This window comes from Streptomyces sp. NPDC003300 (assembly GCF_040610915.1).
In the GTDB taxonomy this organism is placed as follows: Bacteria; Actinomycetota; Actinomycetes; order Streptomycetales; family Streptomycetaceae; genus Actinacidiphila.
Genome location: NZ_JBEXNE010000017.1, coordinates 112,041 through 135,950, shown reverse-complemented (window position 1 = coordinate 135,950; position 23,910 = coordinate 112,041). Strand labels below are relative to the sequence as shown.

The window sequence follows — 23,910 nt, the reverse complement described above, 5'->3', positions numbered from 1 at the left end:
CTTGGTGCGGTCCTAACGTTCCGTCACAACTTCTGATGCCGTCAGAGGAAGTGTGGGCCTGTGAGCATCCAGTACCGCGTACTGAGCCGACTGCGTGACCTCGGGCCGCTGTCCCGGGCGCAGCTCTCCGACGAGCTGGAGATGCCGCGCCCACGGCTGGTGGCCGAACTCGACCGGATGATCGCGAGCGGCACGATCCTGGAGGCGGGACCCGCGGCCTCGCGCGGCGGTCGCCGCTCCACCCTCGTCCAACTCGACCCGGAACTGCGCTTCGCCGCGGTCGACCTGGGCGCGAGCTCCATCGACATCGAGATCACCGACGGCCGCCTGGCGGCGGTCGCCTCGTACTCCGAGAGCGCCGACATCCGCCAGGGACCCGGACCCGTGCTCGACCGGGTCAGCGAACTCCTGCGCAAACTGGGCGCGCAGAGCCGCAGCGCCCGGCTCGACACCATCGGCATCGGCCTGCCGGGACCGGTCAGCTTCCGGGACGGCGTCTCCGTCTCCCCGCCGATCATGCCCGGCTGGGACCGCTTCCCGGTGCGTTCCACTCTGACCAGCGAGCACGGCTGCCCGGTCGTCGTCGACAACGACGTGAATCTGATGGCGCTCGGCGAACACCACAGCGGCGTCGCCCGCTCCGTCGACAACCTCCTGTTCGTGAAGATCGGCAGCGGCATCGGCTGCGGTGTCCAGGTGCACGGCCAGATCTACCGTGGCTCGGAAGGCTCGGCGGGCGACATCGGACACATCCAGGTCGAGGCGGCGGGCCTGCCCTGCTCCTGCGGCAACACCGGCTGTCTCGAGGCGCACTTCGGCGGTGTCGCCCTCGCCAGGGACGCCACCGCCGCCGCCCGCGCCGGACGCTCCGAGGCGCTGGCCGAACGGCTCGCCGCCCACGGAGCGGTGACCGCCGCGGACGTCGCCCAGTGCGCGGCGGGCGGCGACCTCGTCTGCCTCAACCTCGTCCGGGACGGCGGCCACCGCGTCGGACAGGTCCTCACCCACCTCGTCAGCCTCATGAACCCGTCGATGATCGTCATCGGCGGCGGCCTGGCCGGACTCGGCCACCTCCTGCTCGCCGAGATCCGCAGCGTGGTCTACAAACGTTCGCCGCCGCTGGCCACCGGCAATCTGGCGATCGTCCTGTCGGAACTCGGCCCGCGGGCCGGGGTCGTCGGCGCCGCGCTGCTGGCCAGCGAACTCCACTACGGGAGACAGCTATGACCGCCAACCCTCCCAGCCCACCCGCCCGTTCCGCCGCGTCCACGGGCCGCCACCTCGTCCGGGAGCCGATCCTCCGTCTGGACCGGGTCGTCAAGACCTTCCCCGGCGTCCGGGCCCTGGACGGCGTCGAGTTGGCGGTCCGGCCGGGGGAGGTGCACTGCCTGCTGGGCCAGAACGGCGCGGGCAAGTCCACCTTGATCAAAGTGCTTTCCGGAGTGCACCGGCCCGACTCCGGCCGTATCGAGTGGCGGGGCAGACCGGTCACCTTCGCCGACCCCCAGGCGGCCATGCGCGCCGGGATCGCCACCATCTACCAGGAACTCGACCTCGTCCCGCACATGACCGTCGCGGAGAACGTGCTGCTCGGCCACGAACCGCGCACCGCGGGATTCGTCCGCAGGCCCGGCATGCGCGAGCAGGCCCGCGCCGTCCTCGGCCGCCTCGGCCACGCCGAGATCCCCGTCAACCGCACCATCGGCAAACTGCCCGCCGCCGCACGGCAGATCGTCAGCATGGGCCGCGCCCTGTCCCGCGAGGCCAGGCTGCTGGTCATGGACGAACCGAGCGCGGTCCTCGCCCACGACGAGGTCGCCAACCTCTTCCGGATCATCCGCGAACTGCGCGGCCAGGGCATCGCCGTCATCTACATCTCGCACCGGCTCGACGAGATCCGCGAGATCTGCGACCGCGTCACCGTGCTCAAGGACGGCCGCACCACGGCCGCCGACCTGCCCGCCTCGACCCCCACCAAGGAACTCGTCGGCCTGATCACCGGCCGCTCCCTGGAGTACGTCTTCCCGCCCCGCCCCACCCTCTCCAAGCGGTCGGCCGCCGCAACCGCCGCCCGTCAGGAGCCGAAGGCCGAACTGCTGCGGGTGGAACACCTCAGTCGCCAGGGCGAGTTCAGCGACGTCTCGCTCACCGTCGCGCCCGGCGAGATCGTCGGCATCGCGGGACTCGTCGGCTCCGGCCGCTCGGAACTGCTGGAGACGGTCTTCGGCGCGCGCCGCCCGGACCACGGCCATGTCCTCGTACGGGGGCTGCGGTTGCGGCCCGGCAGCGTCCCCGCCGCCGTGCGCGCAGGGCTCGGCCTGGCGCCGGAGGAGCGCAAGAGCCAGGCGCTGCTGCTGGACGAGGCCGTCCAACGCAACATCGGCCTGGCCTCGTTGACCCGGCACACCACCGCGGGGTTCGTACGCGGCGGCGCCGAACGCACCGCCGCGCGCGGCATCGCCGACCGGCTCGACCTGCGCCCGCGCGATGTCGGACGCAAGGCCGGCACCCTGTCCGGCGGCAATCAGCAGAAGGTCGTCGTCGGCCGCTGGCTGCTCGGCGGCACCAGCCTGCTGCTGCTCGACGAACCCACCCGAGGCGTCGACGTCGGAGCCCGCGCCGAGCTGTATCGGGTGATCAGGGACCTGGCCGACGAAGGCGTGGGGGTGCTGCTGGTCTCCAGCGAGGTCCCCGAGGTGCTGGGCCTGGCCGACCGGGTCCTGGTGATGCGCGAGGGCCGGATCGTACGGGAGGCCCCGGCGCGCGAGCTGGACGAACACCTGGTCCTCGACCTGGTCATGGCGGGGGCACTGCTGGAAGGGACGGACCAGTGACGACCGACCTCACCTCGCCGCCGCCGGCGGCGAAGACCGAACCGACGAGTTGGTGGAGACGGGACGCGGCCGAGCCCGTACGGCGCAATCTCGGACTCACCGCGGTCCTGGCCGCACTCGTGGTCATCGGCCTGATCAGCGCCAACGACCGCTTCCTGACCAGCGGCAACATCCTCAATGTGCTCACCCAGGCGTCGGCGATCGGCGTGATCGCCATCGGGATGACCTTCGTCATCATCGGCGGCGGCATCGACCTGTCCGTCGGGGCGCTCACCGCGCTGGCCGCCGTGTGGTGCACGACGATCGCCACCCAAGACTTCGGCGTGCCCGGCATGGTCTTCACCGCCGTGATCGTCGGCGCCGTCGCCGGTACGGTCAACGGCCTGCTGATCGCGTACGGCCGCCTCGTCCCCTTCATCGCCACCCTCGCCATGATGGTCAGCGCCCGCGGTCTGGCCGCCAAGATCTCCGACAAGAAGACCCAGGAGGTCGACGTCGGGGCCGTCAACCGCTTCGCGGAGAACAAGTTTCTCGGCATCCCGCTGCTGGTCTGGCTGTTCGCGGCCGTCGCCGCCGTCGGCTGGGTGCTGCTCAACCGCACCGCCTTCGGCCGCCGCACCGTCGCCGTCGGCGGCAACGCGGAGGCGGCCCGCCTGGCGGGCATCAACGTCCGCCGCCAGACGGTCTATCTGTACGCGCTGTCCGGCGTGTGCTGCGGCATCGCCGCGATCATGGTCGTCGCCCAGGCCAACGCGGGCTCCTCGGGCCAGGGCGACCTGTACGAACTCGACGCCATCGCCGCCGTCATCATCGGCGGGACCGTACTGACCGGCGGCCGGGGCACCGTCGTCGGCTCGCTGCTCGGCGTGGTGGTCTTCACCACCATCACCAATCTGTTCATCCTCAACAATCTGCCGGCCGAAGTGCAGAACATCGTCAAGGGCGCCATCATCGCGGGCGCCGTCCTGGTCCAGCAGTTCCAGCCGAGCAAGCTGCTGCTGCGCCGCCGTCTCTGACCGCCAACGGCGCTCTCCTCCTTCCGGTCTCTCCCAGCCGCCCGCCGTACGCCGTACGCCACGCGCACGGCACCACCCACCCTCGCGGAGGACGAAATGTCCGAACAGTCAAGAAGCTCCCGTGTCTCCCGCAGAAACATCCTCTTCAGCGGCGCGGCCGTCGGTGCCACCGCCCTGGTCGCCTCCTGCACCTCCAACAGCGAGGACAAGCCGTCCGCGCAGAGCTCTGCCCCGGCCGCGCCCGTGGACAGCGGCGCACCCGGCAAGGCCATCACCATCGGCTTCTCCGCCCCCGCCGCCGACCACGGCTGGCTCGCGGCCATCACCACCAACGCGCAGCGCCGCGCCAAGCAGTTCTCCGAGGTCACCTTCAAGGCCGTGGAGGCGGGCGAGGACGCCACCGCCCAGCGCGCCGCGATGGAGACGCTGATCCAGTCCAAGCCCGACGTCATCGTGGTGCTGCCCTTCGACGGCGCCCAGCTCACGGCCACCGGACGCAAGGCCATGCAGGCCGGTATCCCGGTGGTCAACCTCGACCGGCAGTTCTCCGACGAACAGGCGTTCCGGGTCCTGATCAAAGGCGACAACTACGGCATGGGTGTGGCCGCGGGTCACTTCATCGGCAGCCGCCTCAAGGCGGACGGGAAGACCAACGCGACGATCGCCGAGATCGCCGGGATCGACAATCTGCCGCTGACCCAGGACCGCAGCCGCGGCTTCAAGGAGGCCCTGGCCACGTACGGCATGAGCGTCAAGCACCGCGTCTCGGCGCAGTTCACCATCGACTCGGGCCACCAGGTCACCTCCGACCTGCTCCAGGCGGCGCCGAAGCTGGACGCGGTGTGGAACCACGACGACGACCAGGGCGTCGGCGTGCTCGCCGCGGTCAAGCAGGCCGGGCGGGACGAGTTCTTCATGGTCGGCGGGGCGGGCTCGCGCAAGGTCATGGAGCAGATCCGCGACGACAACACGGTCCTCAAGGCCACCGTCACCTACAGCCCGACGATGGCGGGCTCAGCCGTCTCGCTCGCCCGGCTGCTGGCCAACAACCGCGGCATGGCCGACCTGACGGAGCTGGGCGTGCCCAAGGAACTGCGGCTCGCCTCGGAGACCATCACCCAGTCCAACGTGGCGGACTACCTGCCGCTGGGCTTCTGACCCCGGCGGCTCCCCTTCCTTTCACCGCGCGCTTGCGCGCACCGAACCCCGATGAGCAGGGAGACCACATGACCACTCAGCGGCTACGCGTCGGCATGGTCGGGCACGCCTTCATGGGCGCCGCGCACTCACAGGCCTGGCGTACCGTCGACCATGTCTTCGACCTGCCCGCCCGCGTCCATATGGCGGCGCTGTGCGGTCGCGACCCCAAGCGGGCCGCGACCGCCGCCGAGCGGCTCGGCTGGGCCGAAAGCACCGCCGACTGGCGGGAGTTGATCGCCCGCGACGACATCGACCTGATCGACATCTGCACACCGGGCGACAGCCACGCCGAGATCGCCGTCGCCGCGCTCGCGGCGGGCAAGCACGTCCTGTGCGAGAAGCCGCTCGCCAACTCGGTGGCCGAGGCCCGCGCGATGTGCCGGGCCGCCGACCGGGCGCGGGAGTCGGGCGTCCGCGCCATGTGCGGCTTCACCTACCGGCGGGTCCCGGCGCTCGCGCTGCTGCGCCGCCTCGTCGCCGACGGACGGCTCGGCCGGATCCGGCACGTACGCGCCGTGTATCTCCAGGACTGGATCGTGGACCCGCGGTTCCCGCTGGTGTGGCGGCTGCGGCGCGAGCACGCCGGATCGGGCGCGCTGGGCGACATCGGCTCGCACATCATCGACCTCGCTCAGCACCTGACGGGCGACCGGCTGTCGGGCGTCGCCGCGCTCAGCGAGACCTTCGTGCCGACACGACCGCTGCCCGGCGCCGTGCCCGCCGCGCGGGGCGAGGTGACCGTGGACGACGCCACGGTGTTCCTCGGCCGCTTCCACGGCGGCGCGCTGGCCACCTTCGAGGCGACCCGTTTCGCCACCGGCCGCAAGAACGCCCTGCGGATCGAGATCAACGGCTCCCTCGGCTCCGCCGCCTTCGACCTGGAACGCCTCAACGAACTGGAGTTCCTCGACGCCGCTCAGCCACCGGCGGAACAGGGCTTCCGCCGCATCCTGGTCACCGAACCCGACCACCCCTACCTGTCGGCCTGGTGGCCGCCGGGCCACGGACTCGGCTACGAGCACGCCTTCACCCACCAGGCCAGCGACCTGGTCACCGCCATCGCGGAGGGGCGCGACCCCGAGCCGTCCTTCGCGGACGCCCTGGAGGTCCAGCTCGTCCTGGACGCGGTCCAGCGCAGCGCCGAGCACGACGCCGCCTGGACCCCGCTCCCTGCCCGTACCGCCGAGAACACCGACTCCGGACCGGGACCGGAGCCCACCGACCGGGGGCAGTGACCGAAGGAACGGCCCCCTCACGGCTACGCGGGCGCGGCGGCGCTCAGCCCGCCGCGCCGAAGCGGTCCGCGCCCTCCACCGTCAGGCTGTCGGGAGCATCCGCCCCCGCCCGGCCGTCCGCGTCGAGCCGTACGGCCAGCGGCTGTTCGCCGACCCGCAGACCGCTCATGGTCAGCGGGCCGAGACGGCCCGCCGCCAGCGGGGACATCCGCAGCGACCCGCCGGGCACATCGGCCTCCAGCCCGAGCGCGGCCTGGACCAGCAGGACGGCGGAGGCCGCCGACCACGCCTGCGGACGGCAGGCCGCCGGATACGGGGCGGGCGCGCTGTCCAGCTCGGAGCCGTGCCCGGCGAAGAGCTCCGGCAGCCGTCCGTCGAAACCGGCGGACGCGGCGATCAGGCCCTCGGCCAGCTTGGCGGCCTCGCGGGGGAATCCGGCGCGGACCAGGCCGTGCACCGCGATGGCGGTGTCGTGCGGCCAGACCGAGCCGATGTGGTAGCCGAACGGGTTGAAACCGGTGGAGTCCGTGCTCAGCGTGCGCAGCCCGAAACCGCAGTCCAGCTCGGGTCCCGCGATCCGGGCGGCCAGCAGGGCGCTCTCCCGCGGGTCCAGCAGCCCGGTGCCCAGCAGGTGGCCGAAGCCGGAGGTCACGGCGTCCACCGGACGCTTGTCGGCGTCGAGGGCGACGGCCGGGTAGCGGCCCTGCTCGTCCTCGACCCAGAAGCTCTCCCGGAAGCGGCTGCGCAGCCGGTCCGCCCACTGCTCCCAGCGCTCGGCGCCCGGCCGGTCGAAGGCCCGCAGCAGCGCCGCGCCCGCCATCGCCGCCTCGTACCCGTACGCCTGGACCTCGCAGAGCGCGATCGGCGCCTTGGCGAGACGGCCGTCGCGCCAGCGGATCGAGTCGCCGGAGTCCTTCCAGCCCTGGTTGGCGAGCCCGTGGCCGGTGGTGTCGATGTACTCCAGCAGCCCGTCGCCGTCCGCGTCGCCGTACGTGGCCAGCCACTCCAGGGCGGCCTCGGCGTGCGGCAGCAGCTCGCGCACCTGCCGCGGGTCGAGACCCCAGCGCCACGCGTCGTGCAGCAGGATCACCCACAGCGGGGTGGCGTCCACGGTGCCGAAGTACACCGGCGGGAGCTTCGCGCCCTCGGCCAGGTGCAGGGTCTCGCGGCGCACCTCGTGCAGGATCTTGCCGGGCTGCTCCTCGGTACGGGGATCGGTGACGGTGCCCTGGCGGCGGGCCAGCGTGCGCAGCGTCCCCGCGGCCAGGTCCGTGCCCAGCGGCAGCAGCATCCGCGCCGCCCACAGCGAGTCCCGGCCGAACAGCGTCAGGAACCACGGCGACCCGGCGGCCAGGAAACGGTCCTCTGGGTGCAGCGGGTCCGACAGAAGCAGCCGCTCCAGGTCGCCCACCGACCGGGCCAGCAGCCGGTCCAGACGGCCGTCGGCGCTGCGCAGCTCGGTGGGCGACCACGGTACGGCGTCCCGCGCGACGGCCGGGAACTGGTCCGGCTCCGCGTCGCTGACACCGCACTCGACCGTCGCCCGCCAGGTGCCGCCCGACGGCAGCTCCACGGTGTAACGCAGCTCACCGCTGTCGGCGTCGACCAGCGGCTCGCGCGGTCCTGAACCGTTGCCGGAGTCCTGTTCCGGCATCGGCGCGCGGCCGGACGCCGGACCCGACACCGTACCGGCACCGGCACCGGCACCGGCACCGGGAGCGGTCACGGCCACCGACACCGGCCGCAGCCGTACGGTCAGCTCGTCGTCGCCCCAGGTCAGCCCGGTGTCATCGGCCCTCGCGGGGAGCGCGGCGACCGTGCGCCCGGACTTGACGTCGGTCATCCGCGCCAGGTCCGTGGCCGCGGCGACCACCACGTCGAGACGGATCCGCCGCAGCCCCGCGTTGACGATCTCCAGCTCCTCGCGGAGCGTGCCCGGCGCCACCGAGCGGACCCGGCGCAGCGTGACCGCGGGGTCGGCGGTGTGTTCCCCGACACCGCGCAGGATCGCGCGGAAGGCGGTCCTGTCGGCGGGGCCGAGGGTGTGGCCGACCGGGATCAGGGGGACGCCCTCGACCCGGACCGCCAGGCTCGACAGCACCCGGCGGTCGCCGTGGAAGAAGCCGTCCGCACCGGCGGAGATGTCCCCGCCTGGTCGGGACAGCACCAGGCTGGGCGCGTAGAGCGTGGTGCAGGCGTCGTGCAGGAAGGGCTGCAAGCCCTCGGTGACGACGTCCGTGGGAGACGGGTTCGCGGTGCTGTGCCCTTGGACGGCCGTGTTCACAGGGTGGTGCCTCTCGTCGGTGGACCGAGATGGTGCCTCAGAATTTGGATCGATCAAAATTCACTCTAACCCTTGCCAACCAGCAGTGAAAGGGAGTTTTATCGATCCATCGAAGATGCAGCGCCGCATTTCGAGTGGTGCGGCGCATGGACAACGGAGGCCGTGGTGCCGCGTACGACCAGCTCAGGCGGGCGCAACAACAAGCCGGTCACACTGGCTCTGGTCGCCCAGCGCGCCGGCGTGTCCGTACAGACCGTGTCCAACGCGCTGAACTCGCCCGACCTGCTGGCGCCCCGCACGCTGGAGCGGGTCCGTGAGGCGATCAGCGAGCTGGACTACCGGCCGCATCAGGCCGCCCGCTCGCTGCGCACCCGGTCCAGTCGGCTGATCGGCTATGCCATCCAGCCGACGTTCGCGGGGGAGTCCACCCCCGTGCTCGACGACTTCCTGCACGCGCTGTCGGACTCCGCGGACAAGGCGGGGTACCGTGTGCTGCTGTTCGCGGCGCGGTCCGGCGCGGACGACGAGGTCGACCGCTACGACGCGCTGCTGCGCGACCACTCGGTCGACGCGTTCGTGCTGAGCAACACCCACCGCGGCGACCGGCGCCCGGCCTGGCTGCATAAACGTGGCGTACCCTTCGTGGCGTTCGGCCGGTCCTGGTCGGCCCGTGACACCGGCGACTGGGTCGACGTGGACGGCGCGTACGGTACGTCGGCGGCCGTCGACCAGCTCGTGGCCGCCGGACACACCCGGATCGCCTTCCTCGGCTGGCCGCGTGGCTCGGGCGTCGGCGACGACCGGGCCGCGGGCTGGCGAGAGGCGATGCGGCGCCACGACCTGCCGGTGCGTGACCTGCGGGTCTCCTCGGTGGGTGACGTGAACGCGGCGCGGGACGCGGTGGCGCGGGTCCTGCCCCGCGTGACCGCGGTCGTCACGGCCAGCGACACCCTGGCACTGGGCTGCTACCGGGCGCTGCGGGACAGCGGCCGGACCCCCGGCCGGGACGTGGCGGTGGTCGGCTTCGACGACTCCCCGGCGGCCGGTCTGCTCAGTCCTGGCCTCAGCAGCGTCCGTCAGCCGCTGGAGGAGGTCGGCCGGATCTGCACCCGGCTGCTCATGGCGCGCATCGGCGACCCGCAGGCCGATCCCGAGCATGTGCTGCTGACGCCGGAGCTGATCGTCCGGGAGAGCTCCGCGGCGGGACCGTCCGCCGCGACGTCGCCCGACGACCGGCCGTCGGCCCCCTAGTTCCCGACGGACCGCCTGGTCCGAAGGGTTGAAGGACCGTGGGGTGACATGGACCGCGCCCCACGGTCCTGACCTGACAGACCGGACACGTCTGTCACGCCATAAAGCTACAAAGCGATAAAGCGGCACGGCCACGCTGGCCCACCGCATCGGGCGCCCTCATCGCCCGGCTCGCGGAGTTCCGTAGGTTCCGGATGATCCGGACAGTCCTGGAGAGAAACGATGACAGTACGCAGAGCCGCGACCGCCACCGCCGTGTGCGGGGTGTTCTTGGTCGCCGGGTGTTCGTCCAACTTCGGCAGCGACAGCAGCGGCAAGCAGGACTCGGGCGGCAAGCAGAGCCTCACGGTGATGATCGGCTCCTCGGGCGACAACGAGACCAACGCCGTGAAGCAGGCCGCGACCGCGTGGGCGAAGAAGACCGGCAACACCGTCTCGGTGATCGCCGCCCAGAACCTCGACCAGCAGCTCGGCCAGGCCCTCGCGGGCGGCAAGCCGCCGGACGTCTTCTACGTCGGCTCCAGCGTCTTCGCCAACTACGCCAAGGGCAACTCGCTGTACGCCTACGGTGACCAGCTCTCCGACAAGGACGACTTCAACAGCGCGCTACGCGCGTCCTTCACCTACGACAACAAGTTCGTCTGCGCGCCCAAGGACAGCTCCACGCTGGCGCTCGCGGTCAACACGGCCATGTGGAAGGAGGCCGGGCTCACCGACGCGGACTACCCCAAGACGTGGGACGACCTGGAGAAGGTCGCCAAGAAGCTCACGACGAAGAAGACCACCGGTCTGGTCGTGAACGCCTCGTACAACCAGCTCGGCCCCTTCATGAAGCAGGCCGGCGGCTGGGTCACCAACGCCGACCAGAGCAAGGTCACCGCGGACAGCCCCGCGAACGTCGAGGCGCTGACGTATGTGAAGAAGCTGCTCAACGAGGGCGTGATGAAGTTCCCCAAGCAGGTCGACACCGGCTGGGGCGGTGAGGCACTGGGCACCCAGAAGGCCGCGATGACCATCGAGGGCAACTGGCTGACCGGCGCGATGACCGCGGACTACCCGAAGGTCGGCTACAAGGTCGTCCCGCTGCCCGAGGGTCCCAAGGGCAAGGGCACGCTGTCCTTCAGCAACTGCTGGGGCGTGGCCAACAAGAGCGCCCACCACGACGCGGCCGTCGATCTGGTGAAGGCGTTCACCACCGTCGACCAGCAGTTGTCCTTCGCCGACGCCATCGGTGTGCTGCCCTCGCGCGACAGCGCGCTGGCGACGTTCAAGGAGAAGCACCCGGCGAGCGTGGCGTTCGCCGACGGCACCGCCTTCGCGCAGGGTCCGGTGACCGTCCCCGGCTTCACCAAGGTCCTGGCCCAGTTCGACACCGACCTGTCCGGGCTGGCCACCGGCGATCCCAAGAAGATCCTGTCCAGCCTCCAGACCAACGGCGACCAGGTACTCAAGAGCGACAACTGACCGTACCGGCCGGGCAGCACCGCGGGGGCAGGAGCAGGAGGAGAAAGAGATGAGCCAGCACGGCAGCGGCGCCGTCGCCGCACCGGCGGGGCCGGGAGCCCCGCCGGGAGGCACGGGCACACGGGGCGCCCGCGGCGGCGGGACGGCGAGCGCCGGTACGCGCCGCGGTCCCCGCTTCGGCGGCGGGCGCCGCGACCGGGCGATCAAGGGGCATCAGGGCCTGTGGGGCTGGCTGTTCGTCAGCCCGATGGTGGTCGTGCTCGGCCTCTTCCTGCTCCTGCCCATCGGCATGGCGCTGTGGGTCAGCCTGCTGCACTGGAACGGGCAGTCGAACCCCTTCAGCGGCGCCGCCGACTTCGTCGGGGTGCGCAACTACTCCGATCTGCTGACCCGGCCGGGTCAGGACCGACAGCTCTTCATGACGTCGATCCGCAACAATCTGTACTACGTCCTGCTGGTCGTCCCCGTCCAGACGGCCCTGGCCCTGGCTCTGGCCGTGGCGGTCAACAGCCGCCGCGTCAAGGGCAAGAGCCTGTTCCGCACGGTCTTCTACTTCCCGTCCGTGACCAGCTCGATCGCCATATCCACGGTGTTCCTGTTCCTCTTCCAGGGCAGCGGCGCGGTCAACGCGCTGCTGAAGTGGGTGGGCATCACCGGACCGAAGTGGTTCACCGACGCGCACGGCCTGGTGTGGACCGTGCTCGGCGGCCTCGGCATCGTCGACCCGGACAAGCCCGTGCCCGCGCTCGCCGCGCACGGCTTCCTCGGACTGTCCTGGTGGGACTGGCTGGCCGGACCCTCCATCGCGATGTGCACCATCATCATCCTCGCGATCTGGACCAGCTCGGGCACGTACATGCTGATCTTCCTCGCCGCGCTCCAGGACGTACCCGCGGAGCTGGAGGAGGCCGCGCTGCTCGACGGCGCAAACCGCTGGCAGTCGTTCCGCAACGTGACGCTGCCCGCGCTGCGCCCGGTGCTCTTCCTGGTCGTCACCCTCGGACTGATCGGCACCTGGCAGGTCTTCGACGCGGTGTACGTCATGAGCCAGGGCGCACCCGCCAACACGACCCTCACCCCCGCCTACCTGTCGTACACCGCGGGATTCCAGGACGCCGACTACGGGCGCGCGGCGGCCATCGCCTTCCTGCTGCTGGCGATCATCCTGGTGATGACGCTGGTGCAGCGCGTCCTGCTGCGCGACCGCGACGCGGTCACACGATTCAGCCGCCTGCGGGCGCGGCTGGTGCGAGGGAGGACGTCATGAGCGCCGGGACGATGGAACGACGCTCCTCCGGCCGGTCGGCGAAAGGCCGTCCCGGCGGCCGGTCGTCCGGCAGCCGGGTGCTGCGGATCGTGGTGTACGGGCTGCTGATCGGCATGGGACTGCTGTACGCCCTGCCGTTCTTCGTCCAGATCGCGACCTCGCTCAAGACGGACCCGGACGCGGCGGCCCATCCCCTGTCGCTGCTGCCGAACCCGTTCTCGCTGGACTCCTACCGGCGCCTGTTCGGCCTCGGCGGCACCGGCGACGCGGTGCCGTTCACCCGCTGGCTGGCCAATTCGATCGTGGTCACGGTCTTCATCACCGCCGGACGCGTCTTCTTCGACTCGCTCGCCGGATACGCCCTGGCCCGGCTGGACTTCCGGGGCCGCAACCTGCTGTTCAACGGGCTGCTGACGATCATGTCGGTGCCCGGCGTGGTCCTGCTCATCCCGAAGTTCCTGGTGCTCAACCAGCTCGGGATGTTCGACAGCTACGCCGGAATGATCGTGCCGCTGCTGGTCGACGCGGCCGGGGTGTTCATCATGCGGCAGTTCTTCGTGTCGGTGCCCAAGGAAGTGGAGGAAGCGGCGCGGATCGACGGCGCGGGCGTCTTCCGCACCTTCTGGTCGGTCGTCCTGCCGATGGCCAAGCCCGCGCTGATCACGCTGACCATCCTGTCGTTCCAGGGCTCCTGGAACGAGTTCACCCACTTCCTCGTCGCCACCCAGTCCCCGCAGTACGAGACCCTCACCACGGGCCTGGCCCACCTGGTCTCCGGCGGCCTCAGCGCGGGTACGCAGTATCCGCTGAAGCTCACCGCCGCTCTGCTGTCGACGATCCCGGTCGCGCTGCTGTTCTTCGTCTTCCAACGGCACTTCGTCCGCAGCGCGAACTCGGGCGCGGTCAAGGAGTAGCTTCCCGACCCGCACTCCGCACTCCGCACTCCGCACTCTGCCCACGGCCTCCGGGCCCCTCAGTCCCCCGGCGGGCGCCCACCTGACAGGGCGCCCGCCGGGTGTGGTGTGCCGGCGTCCGCGTCGGGCCGCCGAGGGTGCCGCGGCGCGGCGGGGACGCTTCGGCCGGCGCCGAAACGATCCGGTCGTAGCGTCGGGGCCATGAGGCATCAGACGCATGAGTTCGGTCGCTGGGCGGACGTACGGGCGGCGCTCGCCGACCCGGCGCTCGTACCGGAACCGCCGGCCGGGGACGTCGGGTCCGCCGGGGCGAGCGTGGCGTGGCTGCGGTCCGCCGTCGCCCGCTTCAGCTCCGGGCAGACGCACCGCCGACGGCGCGCTCTGGTCGAGGTGGAACTCGCACGGCTGGAACCCGTGACGCTACGGGACGCGGCAGCCGCCGACGGCTCGGAAGGTTCGGACAGCGAGACCCGAGTGCGGGTGCTGCGGGAAGCCCCGCCGGTACGGGTCATGCGGCGCGTCGCCGTCGCGGCCACCCGGATCGCGGGCCGCGAGATCGCCGCGGGCGACACCGTGCTCCTCGACCTCGCGACCGCCAACCGCACCCACCCGGTACCCCTCACCTTCGGCGCCCCGCCCCGCGTCTGCCCCGGCCGCGCCCACGCGCTCGCCCTGGCAGAAGGGCTGCTCCGGCGCCCGCTCACCCCCTTCGCCCGCCTGCACCACCAGGCCGCCCCGCTGCTGCTGCCCAACGCCTGGGACTACGCCAGCGCCGCCGCCCTGGCGGCGGGCGGCTTTCCCGCCATCGGCACCACCAGCCTGGGCGTGGCCGCGGCCCTCGGCCTGCCGGACGGCGCCGCCGCCACCGCGGACGCGACCGTGGCCCTGGCCCGCCGACTCGGCCGCGGCTCCTTCCTGTTCACCGTCGACGCCGAGGGCGGCTTCAGCGACGACGTGGCCGAAGTCGTCGCACTGGCCGAGCGGCTGTACGCGGCGGGCGCGGCCGGGATCAATCTCGAGGACGGCCGCGCCGACGGCACGCTCGTCCCCGTCGCCCTGCACGCCGCGAAGATCGCCGCCGTCAAATCCGCCGTACCGGCGCTGTTCGTGAACGCACGCACCGACACCCACTGGCTCGGCCGCGAGCAGGACACGACCTCGTCCCGCCTCGCGGTCTACGAACTGGCCGGTGCGGACGGGGTGTTCGTCCCCGGACTGTCGGACCCGGACGAGATCACCGCCCTGACGTCGTCCCTCGTCGTACCGCTGAACATCCTGTACGCGCCGAGCGGACCGCCCCTCGCCGAACTGGCCGCGATGGGCGTACGCAGGGTCAGCCTCGGCTCCCTCCTCTACCGAGGAGCCCTGGCCTCGGCGGTCTCCACCGCGACGGCCGTCCGGGACGGGCGGCCGACGGATCTCACCGCCCCCTCGTACGCCGAGGTCCAGCGGCTAGGGAACCCGGGCGAGTAGCGCGTAGAGGTTGACCTGCTCGGCCGGTACGGGGGCGTCGCCGGGGCCGGGGCGCCAGTCGGCAGGATTGACGACACCGGGGGAGACGACGTCGAGTCCGCCGACGAGCGCTTCGATCTCGGCGCGCGAGCGGGCGCCGCCGTCCGTGACGTCCTCGCGGTACAGCCGGACGAGGGCGTCCATGACCTCCGGCGCCCAGTCGCGCGTGATGTGCGTGAGGGTGAGATGCGAGCCCGCCGCCAACGGCCCGGTGAAGGCTTCGACCAGCCCGCGCGCCTGGGCGTCGTCCGCGAAGAAGTGCAGCAGCGCGTTCATGCCGAGCGCCACGGGCCGAGTGAGATCGAGGACGCCGGCGATCTCCGGACGCTCGTACAGCGCCGCGCCGTCGGTGACATCGGCCTCCACGTACACGGCCCGGCCCCGCGGTGTGCTGGTCAGCAGCTCGGCCGCGTACGCGCGGACGGCCGGGTCGTTGTCGACGTACACGACACGGCAGGCCGGGTCGACGGCCTGCGCGCTCTCGTGCAGATTCGGGTATTCGGGCGTACGGGTCGGGATGCCCGACCCCAGGTCGAGGAACTGCGTGATCCCGCGGGAGCCGACCAGATACCGCACCGACCGGTCGGTGAACCGCCGGTTCACGCGCGCGCTGGTGATCAGATGCGGATTGACGTCCAGCATCCGCCGCGCGGCGGCGCGGTCGGCGGCGGTGTGCAGGGTGCCGCCGAGGTAGAAGTCGAGCACGCGTCCCGCGTGCGGCCTCGCGCTGTCGGCGTCCATGGACGGCGATTATGCCGGAGTCCTCAACTCGCGCCGCCGGGCGCCCAGCCCTGGCGGCGCAGCACCGCTGACACGTCCGGAGCTTCGTAGTGCTCCCCCTTGAGCACCTTGCCGTCGGCCCGGCGCGAGACCTGTCCGTCGGGGCCCAGCTTGGTCATGTTGGACCGGTGGATCTCGGCGATGACCGCGTCGAGGTCGATCCCGTGCACCAGGGCCGTGCCGTACGCGATGTAGACGACGTCGGCCAGTTCGTGCGCCAGACGGTCCAGCGGACCGGTCACCGAGACCTCGGCGACCTCCGTCGCCTCCTCGGCGAGCAACTCCCCGCGATGCGCGGCAAGAGCGGGCGACACCTCCGTCGGCGTATCGCGGACGTCGAGTCCGAAGGCGCGGTGGAACGCGCGGACCAGGTCGGCGGGTGAGGAAGCGCTCATGCGCCGACTCTAGCCAACCGCGTTGTCGACACGGGCTGTTGGGTATTCGCCACCGCCACCGCCACCGCCGGCCGCCCGTCCGGGGCCGGTCCTCGCGCCCCGGAGCGCGCGGACCGTCCGCCGGTCGGCGCCCGCGACGCGCTACGTGACCTCGCCCGACTGTCCGGTGGCGTGCGCGCGCCGATGGGCCGCGACGCGTTCGCGGGTCGCGCATCGGCGTGAGCAGTAGCGGCGTTCGGGACCGCTGCCCTGCGCGAGGAAGACGTTCCGGCAACTGGGGGAGGCACAGGTCCCGCCGGGCGGGCGCTGGCGGTCCCAGACGAGAACGGTCAGGGCCATGCACGACGACGCGAGGAGCCATTCGTCCCAGGGGGCTTTGTCGTCGTGGTCGAGGTGCGGATGCCACGGCGTGCCGCCGCCGTGCGAGGACAGGCGCAGCGGTCCGGTGTGGTCCTTGAGCAGGCGGTTGAGGACGGCCGCGGCGGCGTCGGCGTCCTCGGCGGCGAAGGCGGGTCGCAGCAGGGCGGCGGCCGCGCGCATGGCCGCGACGTCGCCGGTGGTCAGGTCGATCGGCTCCGCCTCGCCGTACGCGCGGAGCGTGTCGGCGACCCCGGCCGGGTCGGGGCGCTCGTCGGCGAGGACGTTGAGCAGGGCGGCCGTCCGCCGCGCGGTGGCCAGCACCGAGTGCCGGGTGGACCAGTCGTCGCTGTGGGAGGACATCTGTCGAATGTAACGCATCTTGCCGATATTTGAGTTACCTGCGTAACGTCCTGGAGATGAGTAACCGTTACACGCTCCGCCGTTATCTCACCGGAGCGGTCGCCGCCCGTACCGGCGACGAGATGTCGGGACCGGCCCTGATGCTGGCGGGCTTCGCCCTCGCCGGTTCGACCACCGCCGCGTCCTCGCTGCTCGCGGGTATCACGGTCTCCGCCGCGGTCGGCGGGCCGCTGCTCGGCGCATTCCTCGACCGAGCCGTACGACCGGGGCGCCTGCTCGCCTGGGCCCTCGCCCTCTACGCGACCGGGCTCGGCGTGATCCTCGCGGGGCTCGCCCGCCTGCCGTTCCCCGTCACCATCGTGATCGCCGTGGCGACCGGACTGCTGGGACCTGCCCTGTCCGGCGGATGGACGGCCCAACTCCCGCGCGTGGCAACGGGCGACCGCCTGCACCGCGCGAACGCCCTCGACGCGATGACCTTCAGCGCCGCGAGCCTCGCCGGTCCGGCTCTCGCGGGCGGTGTGGCGGTGGCGCTCGGCGCCTCGACAGCCGTGGTCGTCTCCCTCACGCTCATCGCCCTGGCGCTGCCCGCCGCGTGGACGCTGCCCGACCGCCCGGGTCCGGTGCGTGGTGTCCGGGCCACGTCCGTGCTCCGCGACCTCGCCGCCGGAACCCGGGTCATCCTCGGCCGACCCGCGCTGGCCCGGGCGACCCTCACCTCGGTGATCTCCTGCGTCGCCCAAGGCATGGTGACCGCCTGCCTCCCGCTCCTGGGCGAGCGGGTCCTGGGCGGCGCCGGCCGCGGCGCCCTCCTGCTGTCCTGCGCGGCGGTCTCCGCCCTGCTGGCCACCACCGTGCTCGCGCGCTTTCCGCGTGCGGCGGCCCCCGACGCGATCATCTGGTCCGGGGCCCTCGTCCAGTCCGCCGCCTGGGCCCTGGCCGTAGGGGGCCACCCGGCCGCGCTCGTCGCGGCCTTTCTCCTGGCGGGAATCGGCGAAGGCCCCCAACTCGCCGCCCTGTTCGCCGTCCGCCACCGCGAGGCCCCCGCGCACCTGCGAGGCCAGATCTTCACCACGGGCGCCAGTCTGAAGATCACCGCCTTCGCCCTGGGGGCGGCCACCGCCGGACCCCTGGCGAGCCGGTCCCTCTCCTGCTCGCTGACCCTCGCCGCGGTCACGGCGCTGCTGGCCGCCCTGGCGTTCTCCGTCATCCCCGCGTCGGGCCGCGCGTCCGGTGGCCTGCGCGTATCGCCCTGAGCCACGTCTATCAATGATGCGTGATATGTGACATGCTACTGAAATGCGGAGTGCGGACGTCGTCATCGTGGGGGCCGGGATCATCGGGGCCGCCGTGGCCAGGAAGTTGGCCATGGACGGATTCCGGGTGACCGTCCTGGACCGCGGCGCGTCCGCCGGAGGGACGTCGTCCAGCGGGGAGGGCAACATCCTGGTCTCCGACAAGGGCCCCGGCGCCGAACTCGACCTCGCGGTGCTGTCCGGCCGCCTGTGGACCGAATTCGCCGCCGAACTGGGGGAGGAGCTGGGGCCCGGCTTCCCCGACCTCGAGTTCGAGGCGAAGGGCGGCCTGGTGGTCGCGACGACGGGGGCGGGGGCGAACGCGCTCCTGGCATTCGCATCCACCCAGCGGAAGGCGGGCGTGGACGCCCGTGCGGTGACGGCGGCGGAGGCCGCCGAGTTGGAACCCGACCTGACGCCGCGCGTCGAAGCGGCCGTCTTCTATCCCGGCGACGCCCAGGTCCAACCGGCCGTCGCGACGGAGGCGCTGCTCGCCTCTGCCCGTCGGCACGGCGCACGGGTACGACAGGGCGTCACCGTTCTCGGCGGCGTCGTGGACCGCGGACGGCTCGTCGGTGTGGAGACCACGGCCGGGCGCTTCGCCGCCGAGCACACGGTCGTGGCCGCCGGACCCTGGTCCGCCGAGGTCGCGGCCGGCCTCGGCGTCCGCCTCCCGGTTCTGCCCCGACGCGGGACCGTCCTGGTCACCGCGCGCATGCCGCACCGCGTCCGGCACAAGGTGTACGACGCGGATTATGTCGGAGCCGTCGAGTCGGGGGACGCGGCCCTCCAGACGTCCAGCGTCGTCGAGTCGACGGCGGCCGGGACCGTACTCATCGGCTCCTCGCGCGAGCGCCGGGGATTCGACGAGCGGATCGAGGCCGCGGTGGTCGGCGAACTCGCCGCCAAAGCCATGCTGCTCTTCCCCTTTCTGGCCGACGTTCCGGTCATGCGCGCGTACGGCGGCTTCCGGCCGTTCGTACCCGACCACCTCCCGGTCATCGGGCCCGACCCCCGGCTGCCCGGCCTGTGGCACGCGACCGGACACGAGGGCGCGGGCATCGGGCTCGCGCCCGGCACAGCGGAACTGATCGGCGCGCTGATGACCGGCGCGGAGCCCGAGATCCCGGCCGCCCCGTACGCCGTGACCCGGCCGTCGCTGGGACTGAAGGAGGAGACCACCGGATGAAGATCTTCGTGACGCTGGACGGCGAACGGCTGTCCGCCCCGCAGGGACAGACCGTCGCGGGACTGCTGATGACGCGGGGCCGGGTCTCCTGGCGCACCACCGCCGGCACCGGTCGGCCCCGCGGCCTGTTCTGCGGCATCGGCGTCTGCTTCGACTGCCTGGTGACGGTGAACGGCCTCGGTGACGTGCGGGCCTGCCAACGGCTGGTGGCCGACGGCGACATCGTCGAGACGGGGGCGAGCGATGTCGAGCGTTGACGTGCTGGTGATCGGAGCGGGACCGGCCGGGCTCGCCGCGGCTCGGGCGGCCCGGCTCAGCGGGGCGCGGGTCGTCCTGCTCGACGCGTCGGCCGTCCTGGGCGGCCAGTTCTGGCGACACGCGGCGACCGGGAATTCCGCCCCGGAAGGCCACGCGGTGGCTGGGTATCCCGACGAGGACAGCCACGCGGCGGCCGGGACTTCCGCCCCGGACAGCCACGCGCCGCAGCACAAGTGGTCCCGCTTCACCGCGCTGCGCGCCGCGCTGACGCGGGACCCCGACTGCGAGATCGTCACCGGCGCCCAGGTCTGGGCGGTGGACCGCCGAGACGCGGGGCCGCCGGTCGTCCACACGCTGGTCGGCCCGGCCGACGGCGCTGACCGGCGCCGCCGGGTCTTCGAACCCCGCGCCCTGGTGATCGCCACCGGAGCGCACGAGCGCACGCTGCCGTTCCCGGGCTGGGACCTGCCGGGCGTCTACACGGCGGGCGCCGCGCAGGCGATGGCCAAGGGCGACGGCGTCGCCGTGGGCGGGCGGGTCCTGGTCGCGGGCACCGGCCCGTTCCTGCTTCCCGTGGCCACCGGCCTCCTCCACGTGGGCGCGAGCGTGGTCGGCGTCGTCGAGGCGAGCAGCTGGCGGCGGATCGCCCGCGGCTGGCTGCCCCGCCCGTACGAGATGCGGCCGAAGGACGTGCTGTCCAAGTCCACCGAACTCGGCGGATACGTCGGCGCGTTGGCCGTACGGCGCGTCCCCTACCGCACCGGCGCGGCCGTCGTGGCCGCGCACGGCGACGACCGGGTGACAGCCGTCACCGTCGCCCGGATCACCGACGACTGGACATCGCGCGAGGGCACCGGGCGGCGTATCGAGGTCGACGCGGTGTGCGTCGGCCACGGGTTCGTCCCGCGCACCGAGATCGCCATCTCGGCGGGCTGCGCGCTCACCGCCGACGGAAGCGTGCGCGTGGACGACGAACAGCGCACCTCCGTACCCGGTGTCTACGCGGCCGGTGAGATCACCGGTATCGGCGGCGCGGACCTGGCCCTCGCCGAGGGCGAGGCGGCGGGACGAGCCGCGGCCGGTCGGGCTGCGGCCGGTCGGCCCGCTGCGGGCCGGGCCGGTGGCACCGCTGAGGTGACCCACCACCGCGCCTTCGCCGACCGCATGCACCGCGCACACGGCATCCGGCCCGGCTGGCGGTCATGGGTCGACGACAGCACCGTCGTGTGCCGCTGCGAGGACGTGACCGTGGGGCAGTTGCGCGCCGCGGCCACCGCCACCGGGAGCTGCGGGCTGCGTTCCCTCAAGCTCAGCTCCCGCGCGGGTCTTGGCATGTGCCAGGGCCGCACCTGCGGCCGGAACGTCGAGGACCTCCTGCCGACCGCGCCGCTGGACCAGGGACGTATGGCCCAGCGCCCGATCGTCGTACCGGTCCGGCTCGGCGACATCGCCACGGTCCAGCCGGCGGCGGCCCCATCGACCACCACCCCCCTCCCGCCGACCCACCTCAGAACACCCCACCGATGAAAGGCAGACCATGACCAGTGAGCACTTCGACCTCGGCGGCGTCATCGTCGCGACGGCGCTGCCCTACAAGCCGGACAGCTCCGCCCCCGCAGGGCTCGCCGTCGACTACGAGCGATACGCGGAGCACTGCGACTGGCTGATCAGCAACGGCTGCCGCGGTGTCGGGCCGAACGGCTCGCTCGGCGAGTACTCGTCGCTCACCGACGAGGAGCGCCGCCGCGTGGTGCAGGTGGCCGTCGAGGCCGTCGGCGGGCGCGGATTGGTACTGGCCGGTGTGCACGGCGCGGGCTGGCACCAGGCCGAGCACTGGGCCGAACTGGCCAAGGCAGACGGCGCGGACGCCGTACTCGCCCTGCCGCCCACCCTCTACCGGGCCAGCGACGAGCAGGTGGTCGAGCACTACCGGCACATCGCCGGGGTCGGCCTGCCGACGATGATCTACAACAACCCGGTCGACACCAAGGTCGACCTCCTGCCGCCCCTGATCGCGGAACTCGCCGAGATCGACGGGGTGGTCGCGGTCAAGGAGTTCAGCGGCGACGTCCGGCGGGCCTTCGAGATCAGCGAACTCTGCGACATCGACATCATCGCGGGCGCCGACGACGTCCTCCTGGAGCTGATGCTCGACGGCGCCGTCGGCTGGTTCGCGGGCTTCCCCAACACCTTCCCCGCCGAGTCCGTCGCGATCTACGAGCACATGGTCGCCGGGCGGTACGACCAGGCCCGGGAGCTCTACAAGCAACTGGTCACCGTCTTCCGCTGGGATTCGCGGACGGAATTCGTGCAGGCCATCAAGGTGGGAATGGACATGGTCGGCCGATACGGGGGCCCGTGCCGCCCGCCGCGCGGACCGCTCACCCCTGACCACGAGAAGCAGGTGCGCGCCGCGATGGACCGCGCGATCTCCGGCATCGAAGCGCTGTCCGCGGAAGCGGCCTGACATGCGGGCGCGACGACGGCTGCGCCCGGCAGCCGGCCCGTGCCCGGCGGCTCTCGCGCCGTCCGAGGAGGCGGCATGGATCTGACCGAGACCTCCCCGGCCGAGCGCGCGGCGCTGCTCAACGCGATCGCGGACGAGTTGTCGTCCGCGGCCGACGAGCTGATCCCGCTCGCCATGGCGGAGACCGGACTGGCCGAGGCACGCCTGACCGGAGAGCTGAAGCGTACGGTCGTACAACTGCGGATGTTCGCCGACGTGTGCGCCGAGGGGGAGTTCCTCGACGTGCGGCTCGACGCGGCCGACCCGGACTTCGTCCTGGGCCCCCGTCCCGACCTGCGGCGGTTCAATCTGCCGGTGGGTCCGGTGCTGGTGTTCGCCGCGAGCAACTTCCCCTTCGCGTTCTCCGTCGCCGGAGGCGACACGGCTTCCGCGCTGGCGGCCGGCTGTCCGGTGATCCTGAAGGCGCACCCCGGCCACCCGCGGCTGTCGGCGCTGACCGCCGAGAAGGTGCGGGCCGCGGTGGCCACGGCCGGCCTGCCCGCGGAGACCTTCGACGTGGTCCACGACCAGGACGCCGCCGTGCGGCTGCTACGCGACGACGACCGGATCGCCGCGGCGGCGTTCACCGGCTCCTACAAGGTCGGCCGACTGCTCGCCGCGATCGCCGCCGGACGTGAGCGCCCGATCCCCTTCTACGGCGAACTGGGCAGCGTGAACCCGGTCATCGTGACACCGGGCGCGCTGGCCGAGCGGGCCGACACCCTCGCGACCGCCTTCGTGGCCAGCGTGTCCGGCTCGGCGGGACAGCTCTGCACCAAACCCGGCTTCCTCTTCCTCCCGGACGGCCACGGCCTCGCCGACACGCTCGGCTCGGCGGCGGGCGCGGTGCCCGGCCACCCGCTGCTGCACGAGGGCATAGCCGCCGCCTACGCCGCGCGCCGCGCCGCCGTGCTCGCGACCCCGGGCGTGTCCGTACTGGCCGAGGGATCGGTGGAGACCGAGCCATCCGGCCGGAGCCTGGCCGCACCGACCCTGGTCGAGGTCGGACTCGGCGATCTGCTGAAGCACCGCGCCACACTGCTCGACGAGGCGTTCGGTCCCCTGTCGATCGTCGTGCGCTACGACCCCGACCGCCCCGACCTCCTGGTGGCGGCGGTCGGGGAGCTGTTCCCCGGCGCGCTCACCGCCACGGTGCACCGCGCCGCGGGGGAGAGCGACGCGTGGCTGCGCGGCCTTGTCGCGGTGCTGAGGGAACGGGTGGGCCGCCTGCTGTTCGACGGCTGGCCGACCGGCGTCGCGGTGACCCCCGCGATGCAGCACGGGGGGCCATTTCCCGCCACCACCGCCCCGGCGACGACGTCCGTCGGCACGGCCGCGATCCAGCGCTTCCTGCGCCCAGTGGTCTTCCAGGACTGCCCGCCGGAGCTGCTGCCTGCGCCGTTGCGCGACGACAACCCCTGGCGGGTTCCCCAGCGGCGCGCGGCAGCGGGTGCGTCGCAGAACTGGGGACACCGCTCCGCCTGACAGCGGCCGGCGGCGGTCACCGGGCGGAACCGGAATCCGGACACGTCGATCGCCGCCATGGCGCCGGGCAATCAGATCCGGCGCACCGCCCAGGTGGCACTCGACGCGACCCGTCCGTTCCACGACCGGGACACCTACCGCCGGTTCGCCGAGGACGCGGCAGCGGCCGGATTGGACGGACTCACCGTGCGCGGGCCACGCCCCGACGGCCGGGGCGTTCCGGCCGCCGCATTCGACACGGTCGTCCCGACACACGCCGCGTGCGGGACCTGACCGATCGGTAAGATGTGCCATTGCACTGACAG

General features: G+C 72.5%; 21 protein-coding genes. 17 read left to right on the top strand and 4 right to left on the bottom strand.

Annotation, left to right across the window (positions count from 1 at the left end; genetic code table 11):
- The first annotated feature begins 60 nt into the window (after positions 1–60).
- The 5 genes from ABZX65_RS24085 to ABZX65_RS24065 all read left to right on the top strand — a co-directional run bounded on the left by ABZX65_RS24085 (position 61) and on the right by ABZX65_RS24065 (position 6,285).
- On the top strand, positions 61–1,227 hold the full coding sequence (locus tag ABZX65_RS24085) for an ROK family transcriptional regulator (RefSeq protein ID WP_355343557.1): 1,167 nt from the start codon (positions 61–63) through the stop codon (positions 1,225–1,227).
- Positions 1,224–2,834: a sugar ABC transporter ATP-binding protein gene (locus tag ABZX65_RS24080; RefSeq protein WP_355343554.1), complete on the top strand. Its 1,611-nt coding sequence runs from the start codon at positions 1,224–1,226 to the stop codon at positions 2,832–2,834. Before ABZX65_RS24085 ends, ABZX65_RS24080 begins: the two co-directional genes overlap by 4 nt.
- Positions 2,831–3,850 carry an ABC transporter permease gene (locus tag ABZX65_RS24075; RefSeq protein ID WP_355343551.1) on the top strand — a complete coding sequence of 340 codons (1,020 nt, stop codon included), beginning with the start codon at positions 2,831–2,833 and terminating at the stop codon, positions 3,848–3,850. The genes ABZX65_RS24080 and ABZX65_RS24075 overlap by 4 nt, the downstream gene beginning before the upstream one ends.
- A 96-nt stretch (positions 3,851–3,946) precedes the next feature.
- Entirely contained in the window at positions 3,947–5,008 is a 1,062-nt protein-coding gene (locus ABZX65_RS24070) for a substrate-binding domain-containing protein (protein ID WP_355343548.1), read from the top strand.
- Between the two features lie 68 nt (positions 5,009–5,076).
- Entirely contained in the window at positions 5,077–6,285 is a 1,209-nt protein-coding gene (locus ABZX65_RS24065; RefSeq protein ID WP_355343545.1) for a Gfo/Idh/MocA family oxidoreductase, read from the top strand.
- A gap of 43 nt (positions 6,286–6,328) precedes the next feature.
- Here the strand turns inward: ABZX65_RS24065 and ABZX65_RS24060 are convergent, their stop codons facing one another.
- A complete protein-coding gene (locus ABZX65_RS24060; protein ID WP_355343542.1) occupies positions 6,329–8,569 on the bottom strand; it encodes a glycogen debranching N-terminal domain-containing protein in 2,241 nt (746 codons plus the stop codon).
- A 165-nt stretch (positions 8,570–8,734) separates the two neighbouring features.
- Between ABZX65_RS24060 and ABZX65_RS24055 the strand changes: the two genes are divergently transcribed.
- The 5 genes from ABZX65_RS24055 to ABZX65_RS24035 all read left to right on the top strand — a co-directional run bounded on the left by ABZX65_RS24055 (position 8,735) and on the right by ABZX65_RS24035 (position 14,938).
- Complete coding sequence (locus ABZX65_RS24055; protein ID WP_355343539.1) at positions 8,735–9,820, top strand: LacI family DNA-binding transcriptional regulator; 1,086 nt, start codon at positions 8,735–8,737, stop codon at positions 9,818–9,820.
- A gap of 222 nt (positions 9,821–10,042) precedes the next feature.
- A complete protein-coding gene (locus ABZX65_RS24050; protein WP_355343536.1) occupies positions 10,043–11,284 on the top strand; it encodes an extracellular solute-binding protein in 1,242 nt (413 codons plus the stop codon).
- 49 nt (positions 11,285–11,333) lie between these two features.
- Positions 11,334–12,551, top strand: a complete 1,218-nt coding sequence (locus ABZX65_RS24045) for a sugar ABC transporter permease (RefSeq protein WP_355343533.1) — start codon at positions 11,334–11,336, stop codon at positions 12,549–12,551.
- Positions 12,548–13,465 carry a carbohydrate ABC transporter permease gene (locus ABZX65_RS24040; protein ID WP_355343530.1) on the top strand — a complete coding sequence of 306 codons (918 nt, stop codon included), beginning with the start codon at positions 12,548–12,550 and terminating at the stop codon, positions 13,463–13,465. Before ABZX65_RS24045 ends, ABZX65_RS24040 begins: the two co-directional genes overlap by 4 nt.
- 201 nt (positions 13,466–13,666) lie before the next feature.
- Complete coding sequence (locus ABZX65_RS24035) at positions 13,667–14,938, top strand: isocitrate lyase/phosphoenolpyruvate mutase family protein (protein ID WP_355343527.1); 1,272 nt, start codon at positions 13,667–13,669, stop codon at positions 14,936–14,938.
- On the opposite strand, the gene ABZX65_RS24030 is transcribed toward ABZX65_RS24035, so the two are convergent.
- From ABZX65_RS24030 to ABZX65_RS24020, 3 genes are all read right to left on the bottom strand, one after another.
- The gene (locus ABZX65_RS24030) at positions 14,918–15,718 is read right to left on the bottom strand and encodes an SAM-dependent methyltransferase (RefSeq protein ID WP_355343524.1); all 801 of its coding nucleotides are present in this window, start codon (positions 15,716–15,718) and stop codon (positions 14,918–14,920) included. The two genes, ABZX65_RS24035 and ABZX65_RS24030, sit on opposite strands and share 21 nt — an antisense overlap.
- Before the next feature lie 23 nt (positions 15,719–15,741).
- Complete coding sequence (locus ABZX65_RS24025) at positions 15,742–16,152, bottom strand: MazG nucleotide pyrophosphohydrolase domain-containing protein (RefSeq protein WP_355343521.1); 411 nt, start codon at positions 16,150–16,152, stop codon at positions 15,742–15,744.
- A gap of 141 nt (positions 16,153–16,293) precedes the next feature.
- Positions 16,294–16,872, bottom strand: coding sequence for a CGNR zinc finger domain-containing protein (locus tag ABZX65_RS24020; protein WP_355343518.1), 579 nt, complete (start codon positions 16,870–16,872; stop codon positions 16,294–16,296).
- A 56-nt stretch (positions 16,873–16,928) separates the two neighbouring features.
- On the opposite strand from ABZX65_RS24020, the gene ABZX65_RS24015 reads away from it, so the two are divergent.
- From ABZX65_RS24015 to ABZX65_RS23985, 7 genes are all read left to right on the top strand, one after another.
- Positions 16,929–18,128 carry an MFS transporter gene (locus ABZX65_RS24015; RefSeq protein ID WP_355343515.1) on the top strand — a complete coding sequence of 400 codons (1,200 nt, stop codon included), beginning with the start codon at positions 16,929–16,931 and terminating at the stop codon, positions 18,126–18,128.
- Positions 18,129–18,171: 43 nt separating this feature from the next.
- Positions 18,172–19,356, top strand: a complete 1,185-nt coding sequence (locus ABZX65_RS24010; protein WP_355343512.1) for an FAD-dependent oxidoreductase — start codon at positions 18,172–18,174, stop codon at positions 19,354–19,356.
- Positions 19,353–19,613, top strand: coding sequence for a (2Fe-2S)-binding protein (locus ABZX65_RS24005; protein WP_355343509.1), 261 nt, complete (start codon positions 19,353–19,355; stop codon positions 19,611–19,613). The genes ABZX65_RS24010 and ABZX65_RS24005 overlap by 4 nt, the downstream gene beginning before the upstream one ends.
- Positions 19,600–21,141 carry an NAD(P)/FAD-dependent oxidoreductase gene (locus tag ABZX65_RS24000; protein ID WP_355343506.1) on the top strand — a complete coding sequence of 514 codons (1,542 nt, stop codon included), beginning with the start codon at positions 19,600–19,602 and terminating at the stop codon, positions 21,139–21,141. Before ABZX65_RS24005 ends, ABZX65_RS24000 begins: the two co-directional genes overlap by 14 nt.
- A 10-nt stretch (positions 21,142–21,151) precedes the next feature.
- A complete protein-coding gene (locus tag ABZX65_RS23995) occupies positions 21,152–22,081 on the top strand; it encodes a dihydrodipicolinate synthase family protein (protein WP_355343503.1) in 930 nt (309 codons plus the stop codon).
- Between the two features lie 75 nt (positions 22,082–22,156).
- The gene (locus tag ABZX65_RS23990; RefSeq protein ID WP_355343500.1) at positions 22,157–23,605 is read left to right on the top strand and encodes an aldehyde dehydrogenase (NADP(+)); all 1,449 of its coding nucleotides are present in this window, start codon (positions 22,157–22,159) and stop codon (positions 23,603–23,605) included.
- A 57-nt stretch (positions 23,606–23,662) separates the two neighbouring features.
- Complete coding sequence (locus ABZX65_RS23985) at positions 23,663–23,878, top strand: hypothetical protein (protein WP_355343497.1); 216 nt, start codon at positions 23,663–23,665, stop codon at positions 23,876–23,878.
- Positions 23,879–23,910 lie beyond the last annotated feature (32 nt).